This is a genomic window from Pseudomonas mandelii (assembly GCF_024138395.1).
GTDB classification, from domain to species: domain Bacteria; phylum Pseudomonadota; class Gammaproteobacteria; order Pseudomonadales; family Pseudomonadaceae; genus Aquipseudomonas; species Aquipseudomonas mandelii_E.
Genome location: NZ_JAMYDU010000035.1, coordinates 1 through 16992 on the forward strand (window position 1 = coordinate 1; position 16992 = coordinate 16992).

The following is a 16992-nucleotide window of genomic DNA, read 5'->3' on the forward strand; positions in this document are numbered from 1 at the left end:
CGTAATACCTGAAAAACCGCGGTGCATTCTTCGCGGGCAAGCCTCGCTCCTACAGATTCCGCCTTAACTGACAGGCAAGTCGGATCGCCGCACCGCTGGCTCCTACAAAAGCATTACTGCTGAACGACCGCCGGAGCGACAGGCGCACCCTTGGGTTTCATCAGGCTGAAGTCGATCAACGGCCGCTGCTGACGCTCATAAGGATTGCCGATCATCAATGGCCGAGGCTTGAAACTATCGCTGACCAGGCTTTTGCTGCGGTCCAGCTCATCGAAACTCAGGCCTGCCAGATCCGCCCAGGTGTGAATCAGCTGAGAACTGCTGTACGGCCGGCTCAGATCTTCGGCAAAACTCCAGTCATGGGTTTCGCGCCATTTCGGTGAAGCCCAGGCCATGAACGGAATGGTGTACATCGGCGCGGTCGGTTTGCTCTCGTTGCGGCCCAGGGTTTTATGGCCAACGGAGTCGAAGACGTCTTCGCCATGGTCGGAGAGGTACAGCAGGAAGCCGTTCGGATCAGACTTGGCGTAGTCCTTGATCAGGCTCGACACCACAAAGTCGTTGTACAGCACCGCGTTGTCATAGCTGTTGTATGTCGGCACCTGATCGTCACGCACGCCCTCCGGAACACCGTTGCGGTCGGTGAACTTGTTGAAGGTCGGCGGGTAGCGGTACTGGTAGCTCATGTGCGTGCCGAGCAAATGCACAACGATCAGCTTGCGTGGCGCCGCGTCAGCCAAAGCCTTGTTGAACGGCTCGATCACGTCGCCATCGTACTGGGCGGTATTCTGGTTGCGGTTGTTGTTCAGGTACACCTGCTCGTCGGCCTGCTGGGAGAAGGTCGTGAGCATGGTGTTGCGCTTGGTCATGGTCTGCTGGTTGGTGATCCAGAAGGTTTTGTAACCCGCCTGTTTCATCATGCTCACCACCGACGGTGTCGTCAGGTAAAGGTCGGGGTTTTCTTCGTCGGCGAACGTCAGTACCTGCTGCAACGCCTCGATGGTGTAAGGGCGCGGGGTAATGACATTATCGAAAACCGCCAGTTGATCCTTCAGCTTGTCCAGTTCCGGGGTGGTTTCCCGAGGGTAGCCGTACAGGCTCATGCGCTGCCGGTTGGTGGACTCGCCGATCACCAGCACCAGGGTCGCCGGCTGATTGGCCATCGAATCGGTGAGGTTCTTGAGCGGGGCAATTTTGCTGGCGCTGTCGAGCATGGCTTGCATGCCGGCCAGGGTATCGAGGTAACGGTGATAGGCCACGGCCATCTGCCACGGCACCGCGGGCTCGATGCGGGTTTCGAATTTCTCGAAGCCGCCGGCCAAGCTGCCGGTGCGTAACGTCTGCTTGATCATCGGGTAACCGACCACCGCCAGCAGAATCGCCGTCGCCGCGACCAGCGCCTGTCCACGTGGCAGGTACACCGGACGCAAGCGGGTCCAGAGGAAATACGCGAACGCGGTGTGGGCGAGGAACGCCGGCACCATCCACCAGGCAAAATACTGGGTCATGTACTCGCCGGCTTCAGACACGTTCGATTCGAACATGATGAAGATGACGCTCTGGGAAAATTCCTGCTGATAGATGAAGAAATAGCCGAGGCTGGCCATCGAACAGGCCCACAGCACCACGCCGATCAGCGCGGCCATCACACGTGTCTGTTTGGGAAACAGCAACATCGGGGCGAGCCAGATAGCGCTCATCACAAAGGCCTGGCGGAACCCGGTAAAACCAGAGGTGCCCGTCAGTTGAATCAGCAGTTGGGTAATGCCCGAAAAATACCAGAAGAACAGAAATAACCAGAGAAATCCTGCCCAATCAAAACCTTTCGCAGACGTTTTGCTGCGTTTAAACAAAGCCATTCACCACTCCAGCCTGATAATTACTTCGGCCGTCGGCACTCTCCCTGTCACAGACGAACGGACGCCGCGCGGATACCACCGAGCGGCCACAATGGGCCGGAGTATCGACAAGAAGGTGTGAAAACTTTGTGAGTTGTAGCAGCGGGCTGGGTTGCAGCGAGTCGGAAACAACGGGCACGAAACGCTTTTTTGTAGCAGCTGCCGAGCCTGCGAGGCTGCGTTCGGCTGCGAAGCAGTCGTTGAATCAGAACTTGCAATACGTCAGGTAGGCCGCGTCAGCCGGACTCGCGACTGCTTCGCAGCCGAACGCAGCCTCGCGGGCTCGACAGCTGCTACAGGCGAACGCAGCCTCGCGGGCTCGGCAGCTGCTACAGATCGCATTACAGCTTGAGGGGCCGGGGGTCAGGCGTGGGGAGCACGTTGGGTGACAGGCAAGGGCTGAGCCTGATTGCCTTGGGACAGCAGGCGCAATTGCGCGACTTCCCGTTTCAACTGGTCGCGCTCGTCTTTCAACTGGCGCAGTTCATCGCGACGGATCGTGACGTAAAGGGTTTGTGCTGGCAGTGCTGTGTGTACGGTGCCCATTGCTCACCTCGCAAATGGCTGTCTCAACTGTAAGTTGGCTCCCGAGTTCGGGTGCTCACTTACTATCGGCGCCAATTTTGATTTCTTTTGCCCCTGAAGGGAACTTTTTTATTTTTCATGGTCGTTGTGTCTTCGGCACGATTCCAGACGTTATCAGTCTGGATCGGGCACAATGCCCGGAAACTTCATCCCCATACGCTGGACTAACTCGAATGAGTCGCGTTGGGCTATAACCTTTGACATACTTTATTTGTAGTAGGGAGCATCAGTACATGCAACTCGGGATTATTGGACTGGGCCGCATGGGCGGCAATATTGCGCGGCGCCTGATGCTCAACGGGCATACCACCGTTGTTTACGACCGCAATACTGCCTTTGTCGAGACCCTGGCTGAAGAAGGCGCCACCGGAGTTGCCGACTTGCCAGCCCTGGTCGCTGGCCTGGCCAAACCACGCGCGGTGTGGGTCATGCTGCCCGCCGGCGCACCGACCGAAGACACCATCGACACCCTGAGCACCTTGCTTGAAGCGGGCGATACCATCATCGACGGTGGCAACACCTTCTATAAGGACGACATCCGCCGGGCCAAAACCCTGTCGGAAAAAGGCCTGCATTACATCGACGTCGGCACTTCCGGCGGTGTCTGGGGCCTGGAGCGTGGTTATTGCATGATGATCGGCGGCGACGCCGAGACCGTTAAGCGCCTCGATCCGCTGTTTGAAACCCTGGCCCCGGGCATGGGCGACATCCCACGCACCAAGGATCGCCAGTCCGATGACGATCGCGCCGAGCGCGGTTACATCCACGCGGGCCCGGCCGGTTCTGGCCACTTCGTGAAAATGATCCACAACGGCATCGAATACGGAATGATGCAGGCCTTCGCCGAAGGCTTCGACATCCTCAAGACCAAGGCCAGCACCAACCTGCCGGAAGATCAGCGCTTTGACCTGAACGTCGCTGACATCGCCGAAGTCTGGCGTCGTGGTAGCGTGGTGTCGTCCTGGCTGCTCGACCTGACCGCCGACGCCCTGGCCAGCGACCCGAAACTCGACGGTTACTCAGGCTCGGTGGCTGACAGCGGTGAAGGTCGCTGGACCATCGAAGCGGCCATGGAGCAATCGGTCCCGGTACCGGTGCTGTCGAACTCGCTGTTCTCGCGCTACCGTTCGCGCGGGCAAGGCACCTTTGGCGACAAGATTCTCTCGGCCCAGCGCTTCGGCTTCGGCGGCCACGTGGAGACTTCAAAAAAATGACTCATGTGATCCGCAGGAAATCCAAGGCAGAACCCGCACCGCCTACCACGCTGTTTCTGTTCGGTGCCCATGGTGATCTGGTCAAGCGCCTGCTGATGCCGGCGCTGTACAACCTGAGTCGCGACGGTTTGCTGGGGAATGGACTGCGGATCATCGGCGTTGATCACAACGCCATCAGTGACGAAGCCTTCGCCAAAAAACTCGAAGATTTCATTCGGGCGGAAGTGGCGACCAAGGTCGGCAAGGGCAATCACGCCCTTGATCCGGCGTTGTGGGCCAAACTGGCCAAGCACATCAGCTACGTCCAGGGCGACTTCCTGGACGAACGCACCTATCAAGCGCTGGCGGCGAAAATCGACGCCAGCGGCACTGGCAATGCGATTTTCTACCTGGCCACCGCGCCGCGTTTTTTCAGCGAAGTGGTGCGGCGTCTCGGTGCTGCCGGATTGCTGCAGGAAACCCCTGAAGCGTTCAGAAGGGTGGTGATCGAAAAGCCTTTCGGCTCCGACTTGCACACCGCCGAAGCGTTGAACGCGTGCTTGCTCAAAGTGATGACGGAAAAGCAGATCTACCGGATCGATCACTATCTGGGCAAGGAAACCGTGCAGAACATTCTGGTCAGCCGGTTCTCCAACAGCCTGTTCGAAGCCTTCTGGAACAACCATTACATCGACCACGTGCAAATCACCGCCGCCGAAACCGTCGGCGTGGAAACCCGTGGCAGTTTTTATGAAGTCACCGGCGCCCTGCGGGACATGGTGCCCAATCACCTGTTCCAATTATTGGCGATGGTGGCCATGGAACCACCGGCCGCTTTTGGCGCCGATGCGGTACGCGGCGAAAAAGCCAAAGTCGTCGGCGCGATCCGCCCTTGGACGACCGAGGAAGCGCGAGCCAACTCGGTGCGCGGCCAATACACCGCCGGCGAGATTGGTGGCGAGCCGCTGCCCGGTTATCGCCAGGAAGCCAACGTGGCGCCCGACAGCACGACCGAAACCTATGTCGCGCTCAAAGTCATGATCGACAACTGGCGCTGGGTCGGCGTGCCGTTCTACCTGCGCACCGGCAAACGCATGAGCGCGCGCGACACCGAGATTGTCATTTGCTTCAAACCGGCACCGTATGCGCAGTTCCGCGACACCGAGGTCGACGAGTTGCAGCCGACTTACCTGCGGATCCAGATTCAACCCAACGAAGGCATGTGGTTCGACCTGCTGGCCAAGCGGCCGGGGCCGGCGTTGAACATGGCCAACATCGAACTCGGTTTCGCCTACAAGGATTTCTTTGAGATGCAGCCATCGACCGGCTATGAAACCCTGATCTACGACTGCCTGACCGGCGATCAGACGCTGTTCCAGCGCGCCGATAACATCGAGAACGGCTGGCGCGCGGTGCAGCCATTCCTCGACGCCTGGCAGCAGGACGCAACAGTTGAGAATTACGCGGCCGGCGAAGACGGGCCTCAGATCGCTGACGAGCTGCTGACCCGCGATGGTCGTGTCTGGCACAGCGTCGGATGAGTGACGTCACGCAACAGCCCATCCGCTTTCTGCTCAGCGACATGGACGGCACTTTACTGCTTCCCGATCACAGCCTCAGTCAGCGTACGATTGAAGCTGTCCGCGCCTTGCGCGAGGCAGGCGTGCTGTTCAGCCTGGCCACCGGGCGTCCGCCCAAAGCCATGTTGCAGCAGATCGAAGCCCTGGGTGTCGATCTGCCGACGGCGGCTTTCAATGGCGGTACCATCGTCAACCCGGACGGCAGCATACTGGTTGCGCATTATTTGCCAGCGACGGCAGCGCTGACGGCGCTGACGCTGTTTGCCGATCAGCCGGACATCGAAGTGTGGGTGTTCAGTGGTGGCGACTGGCTGTTGAAGGACCCGTACGGCCCGATGGTTCCACGCGAGCAGCATGGTTTGGGTTATCCGCCGGTGGTGGTCGAGAATTTCGAGCCTTACCTGGCACGCATCGACAAAATCGTCGCGGCCAGCAACAACGCCGAACTGTTGATCGAACTGGAAGCGCAGTTACTGCCCAAGGTCGAAGGGCAGGCGCAGGTTTCGCGTTCACAGCCGATCTATCTGGACGTGACGGCGATGCTGGCTAACAAGGGCGAGGCATTGGCGACACTGGCCGAGTTTCTCGGTGTGCCGCTGGAACAGACCGCCGCCCTCGGTGACGGCGGCAATGACCCGGCGATGTTTCACCGGGCCGGGTTATCGATCGCCATGGGGCAGGCGGAAGAGGCGGTGAAGCGTCAGGCCGACGTGGTGACCGGGGCCAATACCGAAGACGGCGCGGCCCAGGCGATCGAGCGGTTTATCCTGAATCCGGTCTGAACCGCGTTATCGTTCTTCGCGGGCAAGCCTCGCTCCTACAGGTTTGTGTCGGCTCACAATCAAATGATCGACGCTAACCCTGTAGGAGCGAGGCTTGCCCGCGAAGGCGTCAGACCGATCACCTCAAAGCCAAAAGCTCACCGCATACCAGCCCAACACGCCCATCACCACCGTGTAAGGCAGTGCCATCCACACCATCCGCCCGTACGACAGGCGAATCAGCGGTGCAATCGCCGAGGTCAGCAGGAACAGGAACGCCGCCTGACCATTGGGCGTTGCCACGCTCGGCAGGTTGGTGCCGGTATTGATCGCAATCGCCAGGGTTTCAAACTGTTCGCGGCTCATGTGGCCGGAGAGAAACGCCTGCTTCACTTCGGTGATGTAGATGGTCGCCACGAACACATTGTCGCTGATGGCCGACAGCAAGCCATTGGCAATAAACAACATGCCCGGCTGTTGATCTGCCGGCAGCGCCAGCACCCACTGGATCAGCGGCGTGAACAATTGCTGATCGTGAATCACTGCCACCACTGCGAAAAACACCACCAGCAGCGCCGTGAACGGCATGGCATCCTTGAAGGCGTTGCCAATGCGATGCTCATCGGTAATGCCCGTGAACGCGGTGATCAGCACGATCACCATCAAACCGATCAGGCCGACTTCGGCGACGTGAAACGCCAGCCCGACAATCAGAATCAGCGCCGCCGCGCCCTGAACCAGCAACGCAGCGCGCTGACGTGCAGTGCGTGCGGCGTTGTCTTCGTCGGCGTAATTGGCCAGCACTGCACGCACGTTGTCCGGCAGCAGCGTGCCATAGCCGAACCAGCGCAGTTTCTCCAGCAGCACGCAGGTCACCAGGCCGGCGGCCAATACCGGCAACGACACCGGTGCGACCTTCAAAAAGAATTCGGCGAAGTGCCAACCCATTTCATGGCCGATCAGCAGGTTCTGCGGCTCGCCAACCAGCGTACACACACCTCCCAACGCGGTACCGACGGCGCCGTGCATCAGCAGACTGCGCAGGAAGGCGCGGAACTGTTCAAGGTCGCCATGATGGAGCGTGGGCAAGTGGCGGTCATCGCTGATCTCACTGTCCTGACGCGGATCGCCGCCCGAGGCGACACGGTGATACACCGAATAGAAACCTACTGCCGCACTGATAATCACCGCAGTCACGGTCAACGCATCAAGAAATGCCGACAGAAACGCGGACAGGAAACAGAACATCAATGCCAGTAGCGCCTTGGAGCGAACCCCCAACAACAGGCGCGAAAAGAGAAACAGCAGCAGGTCTTTCATGAAGTAGATGCCTGCCACCATGAACATCAGCAGCAGGATCACCGGGAAGTTGTGCACCAGTTCGTCATAGAGCGCTTGGGGGGTGGTCATTTTCAGCAGCAGTGCTTCGACCAGGAGCAACCCGCCGGGCATCAACGGGTAACACTTGAGCGCCATGGCCAAGGTGAAGATGAACTCCAGCACCAACAGCCAGCCGGCCACCACCGGCCCGACCGTCCATAACACCAAGGCGTTGAGAATCAGGAAGCCGACAATGCTCGCCTTGTACCAGCGGGGTGAGTGCCCTAGAAAGTTGTGCGCGAAGGCCTGGGCCATTGAGCCGGACATCGGCTACTCCTTGTATTAAGAAGCGCGCAACTTGCCGTAAGAACAACAGAAGATCAAGTGCAGGAATGACGTTGGCCTAACACTGATAACGCGCGACGACCGCGCGGCAGCTTCCGTCCAGTGAATAGCCGCCGATGACGATGCAGCCGTCGGCCTGAATGGCCAGTGAAGTTGCGGTAAACGGAGCGGGACTCAGGCGTGTGCGAAACCAGCCGATGCCCTTGGCAAAACTGCGATCCGGTTGCCCACTGGGTAAATATCGGGCAAAAATGAGGTCGACTTCGACCCCGCCAACCGTCGCTCCGACTGTCAGTACACGCCCGTCCGGCTGAGTCTTGGCGGCGGTCCAGTAGCAGTTGCTACGGCCGACGCCCAATAGCTTTGGCTGGCCACCGTTACAATGAAAATCCGGTCGGCCATTACTGTGTAGTTTCAGAGACAGGCAGTGCATAGGGTCGCGACTGCTGCCAAAGCAATGCAAGTCGCCGTTGTCATGCTGGACGATCTGGCAGACCTGAGCACTGCGCTCGCGTGCCTTGAAGGTCATGAAACCATCCACGGCGAAGCTGTCGTCCAGTTGGCCATCCGGGTGATAACGCGCCAGCAGGCCTTCCTCGGGAACATTGATTGATCCGCTCACCAGAATCCGACCATCGCGCTGCACCATCAAGCTGCTGAGCCAGGTGTTCATCAACAGGTGCCGGACCATGACGAAACCGCGACCGTTGAAGCTGCTGTCCAGCGAACCGTCGGCGTTGAGTCGTATCAGCATGCCGACGTGATCGGCCAGTTCGAAGTGATGATTGGCCAGCAGCAGGATTCGACCGTCGTCCTGCACGCAGACATCGCAGGCTTCGGCGCCCGGCACGCCGGGCGGTAACCAGGCATCGCGAGCGCCTCGGGAAAGATCACCCGGCAGGCGCACCACGCAGCGTCCATTGTCGCCAAAACCCTGGACCGGGCAGCCTTGCTGATCAAACATCGCCAGGGCGGGCAGCGTACGGTGAGCATTTTCGTAGTGCAGGCCGGCCACCAGAATGTGCCCGTTGGCCAACACCCGCACCTTGCCGGCCATGGCCTCGAAGCCGAGTGCGAACTGCCCGCTGATGCTGCCTTGTTTGCCGAATGCCAGATCCGCCGAACCGTCTGCAAGCAGGCGGGCCAGGCCAAAGCGGTGGCCGCCCGGCGTACCGACCTTTGCCGCCACCAGCAACCGGCCGAGAGGGTCAATCGCAACGTCATTGGCGATGCTGAACATACTGCTGGCGAAATACACTTGAGTCTTGCCGGTGCCAGCGAAACGCGTATCGAGTCGTTCGGCGCCATTCACGGTTGCAGGTAAGGCAAAAGCAGTCTGGGGTGACATGCATGCATCTCCTTGCCAGTCGTCCTTATCCGGATGCCCGGAGCGTGACTACATGAGCAAAACATTCAATCCCTGAATGACTCGGCGCACAACTGTTTTCATGGGCTGGAAGTGGAGCGTTTTGTGCCAGAACAATGTCTTTTCGAACCACTGAAAAGCCTGCCAAGTAATCCGGCGGCTAGAAGTTGAAAACAGGGGAGGGTATTGCGCAGCTGACTGTAGAAAATCGTCAACTAAAAAGAAGGGGGGCGCGGATTGCCGGGCGGCAATCCGCGAAAACGCTTAGTGCGGCATCGACCATGATTGCAGTGTGTAACCTTCCTGGCTCAACTCGGCACGAGCTTCTTCCAGCACGTGTTCGAGTTGCTCTGGATCGGAATAGGCACTGCTGGGGATTTGTTTACGGCTGATGCACGTATTAGTGCGATCGATGATAGTGAGGCTGAGCTCGCCATTACCATCTTGTGGTGCCCAAGCCACGCATTGAAAGGGTTGGAATGCGCGGTCGGCAATCAAAAGTGCTTCGTTGAAACGGAGCGGGGCGTTCATGGGATCTTCTCTCTGTATGCCCAAACAAGTGATGTGCCGTCGGTTGGGCTTACCGTTCGGCTGGTTACTAGTACTGATGCCCGCAACCGGGGTTTAGGTCACACACAATCAAAAGAAATCTCAACTTTCTTTCATTGATTTGATATTCAGGCCCTTTCTGAAAGCTGAATGAAAGGTTCAACTCGTTAGGCCACTAACCAAGTGACTTCTTATAACTAATAAGCAAACAACCCTATAAGCAATCGATACAAGCTCGCGTCAAATTCTTGCTAGTGTTACATCGAAGCCCGCCAAATGACTGTTTTTACTAATATTTCCTAAATTTGGCGTCAAGGAACAGTCATGATAGAACCGCCTGTCTTACGACGTCTGTTAATAGTGGATCCTTGCGATGATTGCCACCGATTGTTGCCAGGTTTACGCGCCGTGGGTTGGGATGTTGACAGCTGTACCCTGAAAAACGCCATTGAGCGAACTTGCGATGTCGGCCTGTTGCGTTTGCAGCCATTCCATCTGGAACGCCCGGAAGCCGTCAAGGAATTGATCACCCATAGCGGTACCGAGTGGATTGCGGTGCTGAATCAAGAGGTCCTGCGCTTGCAAAATGTCGGGGACTTCGTCTGCGAATGGTTTTTTGACTTTCATACTCTGCCGTTCGATGTCTCACGGGTTCAGGTCACTTTGGGTCGCGCGTTTGGCATGGCACGCCTGCGCGGCCAGGGCACGATCCATATCGATCAGCCTGAACATGAATTGCTCGGCGACAGCAAACCGATTCGCGAACTGCGCAAATTGCTCAGCAAGTTGGCACCCACTGAATCCCCGGTGCTGATCCGCGGCGAAAGCGGAACTGGCAAGGAACTGGTCGCTCGCACCCTGCATCGACAATCCCAGCGTCACAGCAAACCGTTCGTGGCGATCAACTGCGGCGCGATTCCCGAACACTTGATCCAGTCCGAACTGTTTGGCCACGAGAAGGGCGCCTTTACCGGCGCTCATCAGCGCAAGGTCGGGCGGATAGAGGCGGCCAACGGCGGAACGCTATTTCTCGATGAAATCGGTGATCTACCCCTGGAACTGCAAGCCAATCTGCTGCGCTTCCTGCAGGAAAAACACATTGAGCGCGTAGGGGGCCACCAGCCTATTCCGGTGGATGTGCGGGTATTGGCGGCGACGAATGTCGACCTTGAAGCGGCCATTGAGAAGAAACGCTTTCGCGAAGATCTGTACTACCGCTTGAACGTCCTGCAAGTCATCACCGTACCGCTACGCGAACGCCATGGTGATCTCTCGATGTTGGCCAACCACTTTTCTCATTTCTACAGCCAGGAAACCGGCCGTCGTCCTCGAAGCTTCAGCGAAGACGCGCTGATCGCCATGGGCAAGCACGACTGGCCCGGCAATGTCCGCGAGTTAGCCAACCGGGTACGGCGCGGACTGGTGCTGGCCGAAGGACGACAGATCGAGGCGCGAGACCTGGGGTTGATCAGTCAACACGCCACCGCTACGCCGATGGGCACCCTTGAAGACTACAAGACCCGCGCCGAACGTCAGGCGCTGTGCGATGTGTTGAACCGGCACAGCGACAACCTGAGCGTCGCCGCCAGAGTCCTGGGCGTATCGCGACCGACTTTTTACCGATTGCTGCACAAGCACCAAATCCGCTAGGGCGCGGTGAAACGAAGAGGCCCGCTGCGACATCCATCGCAGCGGGCCTTTTCCATTTTAACCAGGCACTACAGACTTTGTGGGAGCGGGCAAGCCCAATGCCAGTCAGTTAAGCGAAATTTCTGTAGGAGCGAGGCTTGCCCGCGAAGAATGCACCGCGGTTTTTCAGGTATTACGCGTCATCGTTCTTCGCGGGCAAGCCTCGCTCCTACAGGTCTGTGCTTAAAAGTAGTACGGGAATTTCAGGCTGAAGGAAAAGTCTGGCGAATCGTCGGTCAGTCCGATGGACAGGTTGGGAACGATCGTCAGGTTATCGGTTGCTGCCAGGGTCATGCCGATGTTGAAGTTGGCCGAGTTGTAATCGCTGTTGGAAATCGATTGCCAGTCGCCACCATCCGGCTTGATCTTGCTCTTGCTGGCGAACTGATCGGTGAACGAGAACGACATACTCATCTTCTCGTTCAAGGCGAATGCAATACCGGCGCCGATCTGCCAGGAATCGCCCAGTTTCACGTCCCCGGGCACCTTGGAGTTGACCTGAGGGCTGATGTCGCTGAAAGAGTCTTCCATGTTGTAGGTGTAGGACAGGCTGCCGAACAGCACGGCCGGGTCGAAACTCTTGACTAGCGATAGACCCGGGGTGATCGACCAGACACCATTGCCGGTAGGCAACTCCTCGGGTACTGAGAGGTTATCGTTGTTCGGGTCATTGACCAGTTTGATGCCGTAAGGGTCTTCACCGGTCGGCGCCTTGACGCGCAGTGTAAAGACCGCGTCGGGCAGATTGGCCGACTCATCCAGAAACTTGTAGGCAACCCCAACGTTCACATCGCCGATGGTCGGGTCGCGGGTCACGGTTGCGTCCGACGTCACCGGCCCTGCGCCGCCTGCGCCACCGGAGGAATACGTTGATTCGCGATACACCACGGGGACGTTAATGTCGAACTGCCAGCGTTCTCCCGTGTTGTAGCGGGCGGTCAGGTCCAGAGTCCAGTTATCCGCCTTGATACGGTCGAGGTTGATGTTACCGAGGAAAATCGCGTCCAGTGCCAGGAAGCCATTGAGTACCAATGCACGGGTATCGTAGTGCGTATAGGTCAGGCCGGTTTCGAGGCTGAACTTGCCGCCACCGAAGAAGCCGCTGGCTTCGTCATACAGGTTGGAAACGCTCTGCGCGGGCTGCGAATCATCCTTGAGCGATTGGCCGTATGAACTGCCCGTGGTTCCCGGCGCACCGGCAGCCACTGTCTGACCACTCCTGGGCGTCTCCGCGGGGGATTTGGTCAGGCGTTTGGGCGCAGGGGTCGCAGGTGCTTCTTCGACTTGGCGAACGCGTTGCTCAAGTACCATCAGCGCGTTCTGTTGTGCTTCGTAACGCTGTTTCAACTCCATGAGTTCTTGTTTTAGTGCTTCGACCTGGGGGTCCGGGGCTGCGTACAGCAGTGTTGCCGGCGCCAGGCTACTCAAACAAATGATAGCTCTGAACGTCAACGATCGGTGCATGGGTTAGCCGTCCCTTTCTGACTACATCTGATGAGACTGAGCGTAGATCAGAATCCTTGAGTGCGAAGACCTTTGAGCTGGTCCAGGTTGCCGTTCAGCGACCCGGCTGTCGATACGTTGTCACGCAGCACGACATTGAGAGAGGTGAGGTTGTTGACCTGATTACCACCGCCGAGCAAAGTCGTATTCTGCATCAGCCCACCCTGGCCCAGGCGTTGTACGGTGCTGCCCTGGTTGTTGGTGGCCACGATGTTCAGTTGCACACCCGTACCGGTCGAGGAAACGCTCAACGAGCCCGCGCCATTGGCGCCGACCAACGTCGAGCCTGGGGCTAACGCCTGGCCCTGCTGTTGCGTTGCTGGAGCTTGGCTAGCCTTTGTGACGTTGATATGAACGTTGTTGTAGGCAGCGTTATGGTCGCCGGCAGCACGCACGACTTGAGTGACGCCTTCGGTGCTGTTGAGACCGTTGCCGCCCGTGACGGTGCCGGTACCTTGCGAACGCGCCAAGCCATCCCCTCGTTCGTCGATCATCGACACATAGAACTGTGGCTTGATGGTCGATTGTTGAATTTGCATCGAGGAAGTTGCCCCGATCACTTCACCGTTGGCATTTTGCCAAGTGCTGGTCATGACAATGCCGAAACTGATGATCCGCCCCGGCATGACATAACGGCCGCGCAGGGTCGCCAATTCATGATCCTTCAGTTCAATGGGTTTGAATGTCTGTGCCTGGGTGGGGAGGCTGGCGGCCAGGCAAACCACGACCAGCCAGATTGGAGTCTTCATTGGATGCTCCCGGAGCGTCGTGCTCCTTGTTATTAGAAGAAGTCGCTTTGGATGAATCCGAAGTCCATCAACTCTGCGTCTCGCACCGGAGTGAAGGTATTGATGCGGTTCTTGGCGGTCAGTGGCATGGGTGGGTCGAGCAACGCATTGGTTTTGTCGTAGCCCTGACCGATGACGGCAAAGATGATGCCGTTCCAGCCTTTTACAAAGTCGTCGACCTTGTAGCGTTTATGACCAAGTACCGGATCTCCGATGTATACCCAGCCCTTATGGACTTTTTGCATGACCACAAAATGTTTGTAGCCTCGGATATCAAGGAGCACCACCACCGGAATTCTGATTTCGCTCAACGTTTCCGGCGCTACCCGATAGCCACGGGCTCGCATGCCGATACTTTCCACGTAACGCTTCATGTCGAGCATGGAGAAGCCCTGGACGCGGACAAGATCTTGATCGGAGTGTGCCAGCATGCCTTCGATGATCTGTTCTTCATTCACATCCAGCCAATAGGCTTGGCGCAAGATGGTCGCCAGCGCAGCCGCGCCACAACTGAAGTCGGTTTTCTGTTGCACCAGGTCGGCAAATTTACGCTCGCGCATGCTCTGGATCGGCTTGTACACCACCGCGCCACCGGGGAGGACGGAAAGCGGCATTTGTGCAGCCTCGATCACACTGGCCACGCAAAGCAAAATTGCCAAGACGATAATGCGCATGGAAAGACGCCTTCTGGTTGTGTTGAAACAGGCCCCCGTGAGGGGGCCTTCAGAGACAGCAATCAGAACGAGTTGTTGGAAATGGCCAGCGAGTTGCTTTGTTGGTTACCCACACCAGCAGCCACGTTGACGCCCAGGTTGCCACTGCCACCATTCACCGAACCGTTCAGGGTTGCAGTGTTGGTCACAGGGTTTGCCCAGCCAGTTGGAGTCAGCACTTGATAGGAGTAGGTGTTGCTCAAATCAAACGAACTGCTTTCACTGAACGTTTTCGATTTGTCGAACGAAGATTCGGACTCTTTACTGCCCGATTTTTCGAACGAGGAGTCGGACGATCTTGCCCACGATTTATCGAACGATCTTTCGAACGAGGAACTGCTCGATCTTTCGCGCGATGCGTCGAAATCTGCATCGACCGATGCGTCAACCGATACGTCGACACTCCGAGTGCGGGTGCGATCGCCATTGCCATTGTTCCAGGTAACAGTTCTGGTGGCATTCGCGGCAGCATCCAGATTAGCGCTCAAAGAAGCACTGCGAGTAGAGCTGCTCTCCGAGCTCCTGGAGCCGCTTACATCAGAGCTCCTGGAACCACTGGCATCAGAACTCCTGGAACCACTCACATCAAAGCTCGAAGAAGCGCTTCTATCAACGCTCAAATTGGAAGCCTTATCGCGAGAGAAATTGCCGCTGGCCGTTGTGGTAACGGTTATCGTATCCAGGCGGGTCGTCCGATCGGCGTAGTTATTCACTACCAGGCCAGGACCTTGTTGATCGGCAGAGGCGGTGGCTGTTGCGTTACCGAGCGGGGCATTGGTGTTGGCAATGGCCATGGTATTTTTCTGCTGGTTAAGGTCGCCACCAGCAATGTTGATACCCATATTACCGCTGCCGCCATTACCCGATCCGTTCATCACGGCGGAGGCGGTGCTGCCGAAGTTGTTGACGGTGTTATTGTTGCTGTACTGCGTGACGTCGGCGGTGGCTGTCGCAGTGCCGAACACGAAGCTGTTGTCCAGACTGGAGTTTGAGGCAGCATTTGCAATGGCGGACGCGTTGTCTTGTTGGTTGCCGCTACCTGCAGCCACGTTGACGCCGACGTTGCCGCTGGCGCCTGTGGCAGAGCTGTTCATTTCAGCTTCGTTGATCGTCCCTTCGTTACGGATGCTGTTGTCGGTACTGCTTTGGTTATCCCACGCATCCGCAGTCGCATACACAGGGATTTTTGTTGGAGGAGGGGGACGATGCCGATCGTTTTGCCCAGCTTGTACAGCAACAGCCATGACCGCAGCAATTGCGAAAACCAGAGGCTTGAGTGCCATCGAAGGTTTCATGGTGATTCTCCGTACTTATTTTAGGTTAAGTGTTGTATCTACCTTTTTGGGTCAATCCATGACCCGTACGCTCAGGGTGTTGGCCGTTCGGTTTCCCACCCCGGAGCTCTGATTCAACTGGATCACCCCACGACTACCGGTGAAGGCCTGATCGCTGGTAGCGACCTGGCGGTTGCCTGGCGCAGAGTCAGTTGGATCGGAGTTGTTGATCAGCGTCACGTTCTGCTGCATGAGGACGCTGTCGTCGATACTTTGCGGTTGTTTACTGATGCTTATCCGCAGGGCATTGGCTTGCTGGTTGCTGGCGCCCGCGCTCTGGTTGACGCCCAGTACGCCGTTGCCGTGGCTGAAGGAGTCGCCTTGAATACTGGATCGAGCATCGATGCCGGGGTCGACCTGCGTACGCAGCCGTTGGCGAATCTGGGTGGTGGCGCTGGCGTTGTTGCCAATCGCAATGGCCCGGGCGTTGGCCTGTTGCAGATGATCGCCCGCCGCTTGGTTAACCGAGAGGTTGCCCTGGTGCTGCATGCCCGAACCGTCGATTTCGGCGTTATTGATGACGGGAGGCTGGGCAAAGGTCGATGCACTGCAAAACATGACAATCATCAGCAGCGTACGATTCATCTTAACGGTCTCCCGTTACGACTTTCAGAGCACCCAGGCCTTGCTGGATATTTGAATTGACCATATTGGCAATACCGTTGCCCGAGTTTCCCGAACGTCCAGCGGGGAGATTGGAAAGCTGAGTCTGGTTAGTGAAATTGCCGCCCAGGTTGTTGTGGGTGCCTTGAGTGACCAGGCGGGAGATGCCTGCACCCGTGGCGACGTTGGCAAAGTCGCCGTCGCTCAACTCGTTCGTTTGCTGGAGAATTTGTCTGGACGGGTTGGCATTGGCGGTCGTGGGGCTAGGGTCGGGAATCACCGGCGCACGCGTTGCCATGCGCGGTTGGACATCACGCTTGATAATAATGATGCCGTTGTCAGCCTGTACGGGCAGGCTTGAGCCCAGTGCGCATCCAATCAGCAGGAGGCTATAGATGCTGTTATCAAATGTCCCCACGGCGGCAATTCCTTCTTTATTGTGGGCTGGCTCTAGTCAGCCTTGTGAAGGAGCGAGCGAAAGCTGTGCCGGTTTTTGATTGTTGTTTTGATTCAGAGGGTTATCGATCAAGGCCAGTGGATCGATGAAGTGCGGTGTTTCAGGGCTGAGACGAGCGCCGGGACGGCAATGTGATTTGAGATCGCAATCGCAATGGATCCACGCTTTGTCCGGGATGTATCAACGCTTTAACATCTCGCGTGACAAAACGATGACCAGCGTTGGAACGGGCTGTTCGAGGGGGAGGGGTGTTTCAGAAGCGGACGTATTTGCAAAAATTACGCAACTAGTGCTGGGGTTATTTGGCC

At 57.6% G+C, this 16992-nt stretch carries 15 protein-coding genes; 4 read left to right on the forward strand and 11 right to left on the reverse strand.

The features are described from left to right. Positions 1 to 113: 113 nt before the first annotated feature. The gene (locus tag NHU87_RS26740) at positions 114 to 1859 is read right to left on the reverse strand and encodes a phosphoethanolamine transferase CptA (protein ID WP_253554113.1); all 1746 of its coding nucleotides are present in this window, start codon (positions 1857 to 1859) and stop codon (positions 114 to 116) included. A gap of 402 nt (positions 1860 to 2261) precedes the next feature. Continuing rightward, positions 2262 to 2444 carry a DUF6026 family protein gene (locus NHU87_RS26745; RefSeq protein WP_052963391.1) on the reverse strand — a complete coding sequence of 61 codons (183 nt, stop codon included), beginning with the start codon at positions 2442 to 2444 and terminating at the stop codon, positions 2262 to 2264. Between the two features lie 272 nt (positions 2445 to 2716). On the opposite strand from NHU87_RS26745, the gene gnd reads away from it, so the two are divergent. Genes gnd through NHU87_RS26760 form a run of 3 tightly spaced genes read left to right on the forward strand, consistent with a single transcriptional unit; the run spans position 2717 to position 6038 of the window. Beyond that, complete coding sequence (gene gnd / locus NHU87_RS26750) at positions 2717 to 3697, forward strand: phosphogluconate dehydrogenase (NAD(+)-dependent, decarboxylating) (protein WP_253554115.1); 981 nt, start codon at positions 2717 to 2719, stop codon at positions 3695 to 3697. Further along, positions 3694 to 5217, forward strand: coding sequence for a glucose-6-phosphate dehydrogenase (zwf, locus tag NHU87_RS26755; RefSeq protein WP_253554117.1), 1524 nt, complete (start codon positions 3694 to 3696; stop codon positions 5215 to 5217). Before gnd ends, zwf begins: the two co-directional genes overlap by 4 nt. Further along, positions 5214 to 6038, forward strand: a complete 825-nt coding sequence (locus NHU87_RS26760; protein ID WP_253554119.1) for an HAD family hydrolase — start codon at positions 5214 to 5216, stop codon at positions 6036 to 6038. The genes zwf and NHU87_RS26760 overlap by 4 nt, the downstream gene beginning before the upstream one ends. Positions 6039 to 6161: 123 nt before the next feature. Here NHU87_RS26760 and nhaB read toward each other — a convergent pair whose 3' ends face one another. From nhaB to NHU87_RS26775, 3 genes are all read right to left on the reverse strand, one after another. Further along, on the reverse strand, positions 6162 to 7664 hold the full coding sequence (gene nhaB / locus NHU87_RS26765; RefSeq protein ID WP_253554122.1) for a sodium/proton antiporter NhaB: 1503 nt from the start codon (positions 7662 to 7664) through the stop codon (positions 6162 to 6164). Positions 7665 to 7740: 76 nt separating this feature from the next. After that, a complete protein-coding gene (locus NHU87_RS26770) occupies positions 7741 to 9030 on the reverse strand; it encodes a hypothetical protein (RefSeq protein WP_253554124.1) in 1290 nt (429 codons plus the stop codon). Positions 9031 to 9312: 282 nt separating this feature from the next. Continuing rightward, positions 9313 to 9579 (reverse strand): hypothetical protein, encoded by a 267-nt coding sequence (locus tag NHU87_RS26775; RefSeq protein WP_253554126.1) that lies wholly within the window; start codon positions 9577 to 9579, stop codon positions 9313 to 9315. Positions 9580 to 9921: 342 nt separating this feature from the next. Between NHU87_RS26775 and NHU87_RS26780 the strand changes: the two genes are divergently transcribed. Then, positions 9922 to 11247 carry a sigma-54 dependent transcriptional regulator gene (locus NHU87_RS26780; protein ID WP_253554128.1) on the forward strand — a complete coding sequence of 442 codons (1326 nt, stop codon included), beginning with the start codon at positions 9922 to 9924 and terminating at the stop codon, positions 11245 to 11247. A 222-nt stretch (positions 11248 to 11469) separates the two neighbouring features. Here the strand turns inward: NHU87_RS26780 and NHU87_RS26785 are convergent, their stop codons facing one another. The 6 genes from NHU87_RS26785 to NHU87_RS26810 form a co-directional block, all read right to left on the reverse strand. Continuing rightward, positions 11470 to 12750, reverse strand: coding sequence for a hypothetical protein (locus NHU87_RS26785; RefSeq protein ID WP_253554130.1), 1281 nt, complete (start codon positions 12748 to 12750; stop codon positions 11470 to 11472). Between the two features lie 47 nt (positions 12751 to 12797). Next, entirely contained in the window at positions 12798 to 13538 is a 741-nt protein-coding gene (locus tag NHU87_RS26790; RefSeq protein WP_253554131.1) for a hypothetical protein, read from the reverse strand. Between the two features lie 32 nt (positions 13539 to 13570). Beyond that, the gene (locus NHU87_RS26795) at positions 13571 to 14251 is read right to left on the reverse strand and encodes a C39 family peptidase (RefSeq protein WP_253554132.1); all 681 of its coding nucleotides are present in this window, start codon (positions 14249 to 14251) and stop codon (positions 13571 to 13573) included. Positions 14252 to 14313: 62 nt separating this feature from the next. After that, complete coding sequence (locus NHU87_RS26800) at positions 14314 to 15585, reverse strand: heme utilization protein (RefSeq protein ID WP_253554133.1); 1272 nt, start codon at positions 15583 to 15585, stop codon at positions 14314 to 14316. A gap of 51 nt (positions 15586 to 15636) precedes the next feature. Next, on the reverse strand, positions 15637 to 16209 hold the full coding sequence (locus tag NHU87_RS26805; protein ID WP_253554135.1) for an adhesin: 573 nt from the start codon (positions 16207 to 16209) through the stop codon (positions 15637 to 15639). Position 16210: 1 nt separating this feature from the next. Then, a complete protein-coding gene (locus NHU87_RS26810; protein ID WP_253554137.1) occupies positions 16211 to 16645 on the reverse strand; it encodes a hypothetical protein in 435 nt (144 codons plus the stop codon). Positions 16646 to 16992 lie beyond the last annotated feature (347 nt).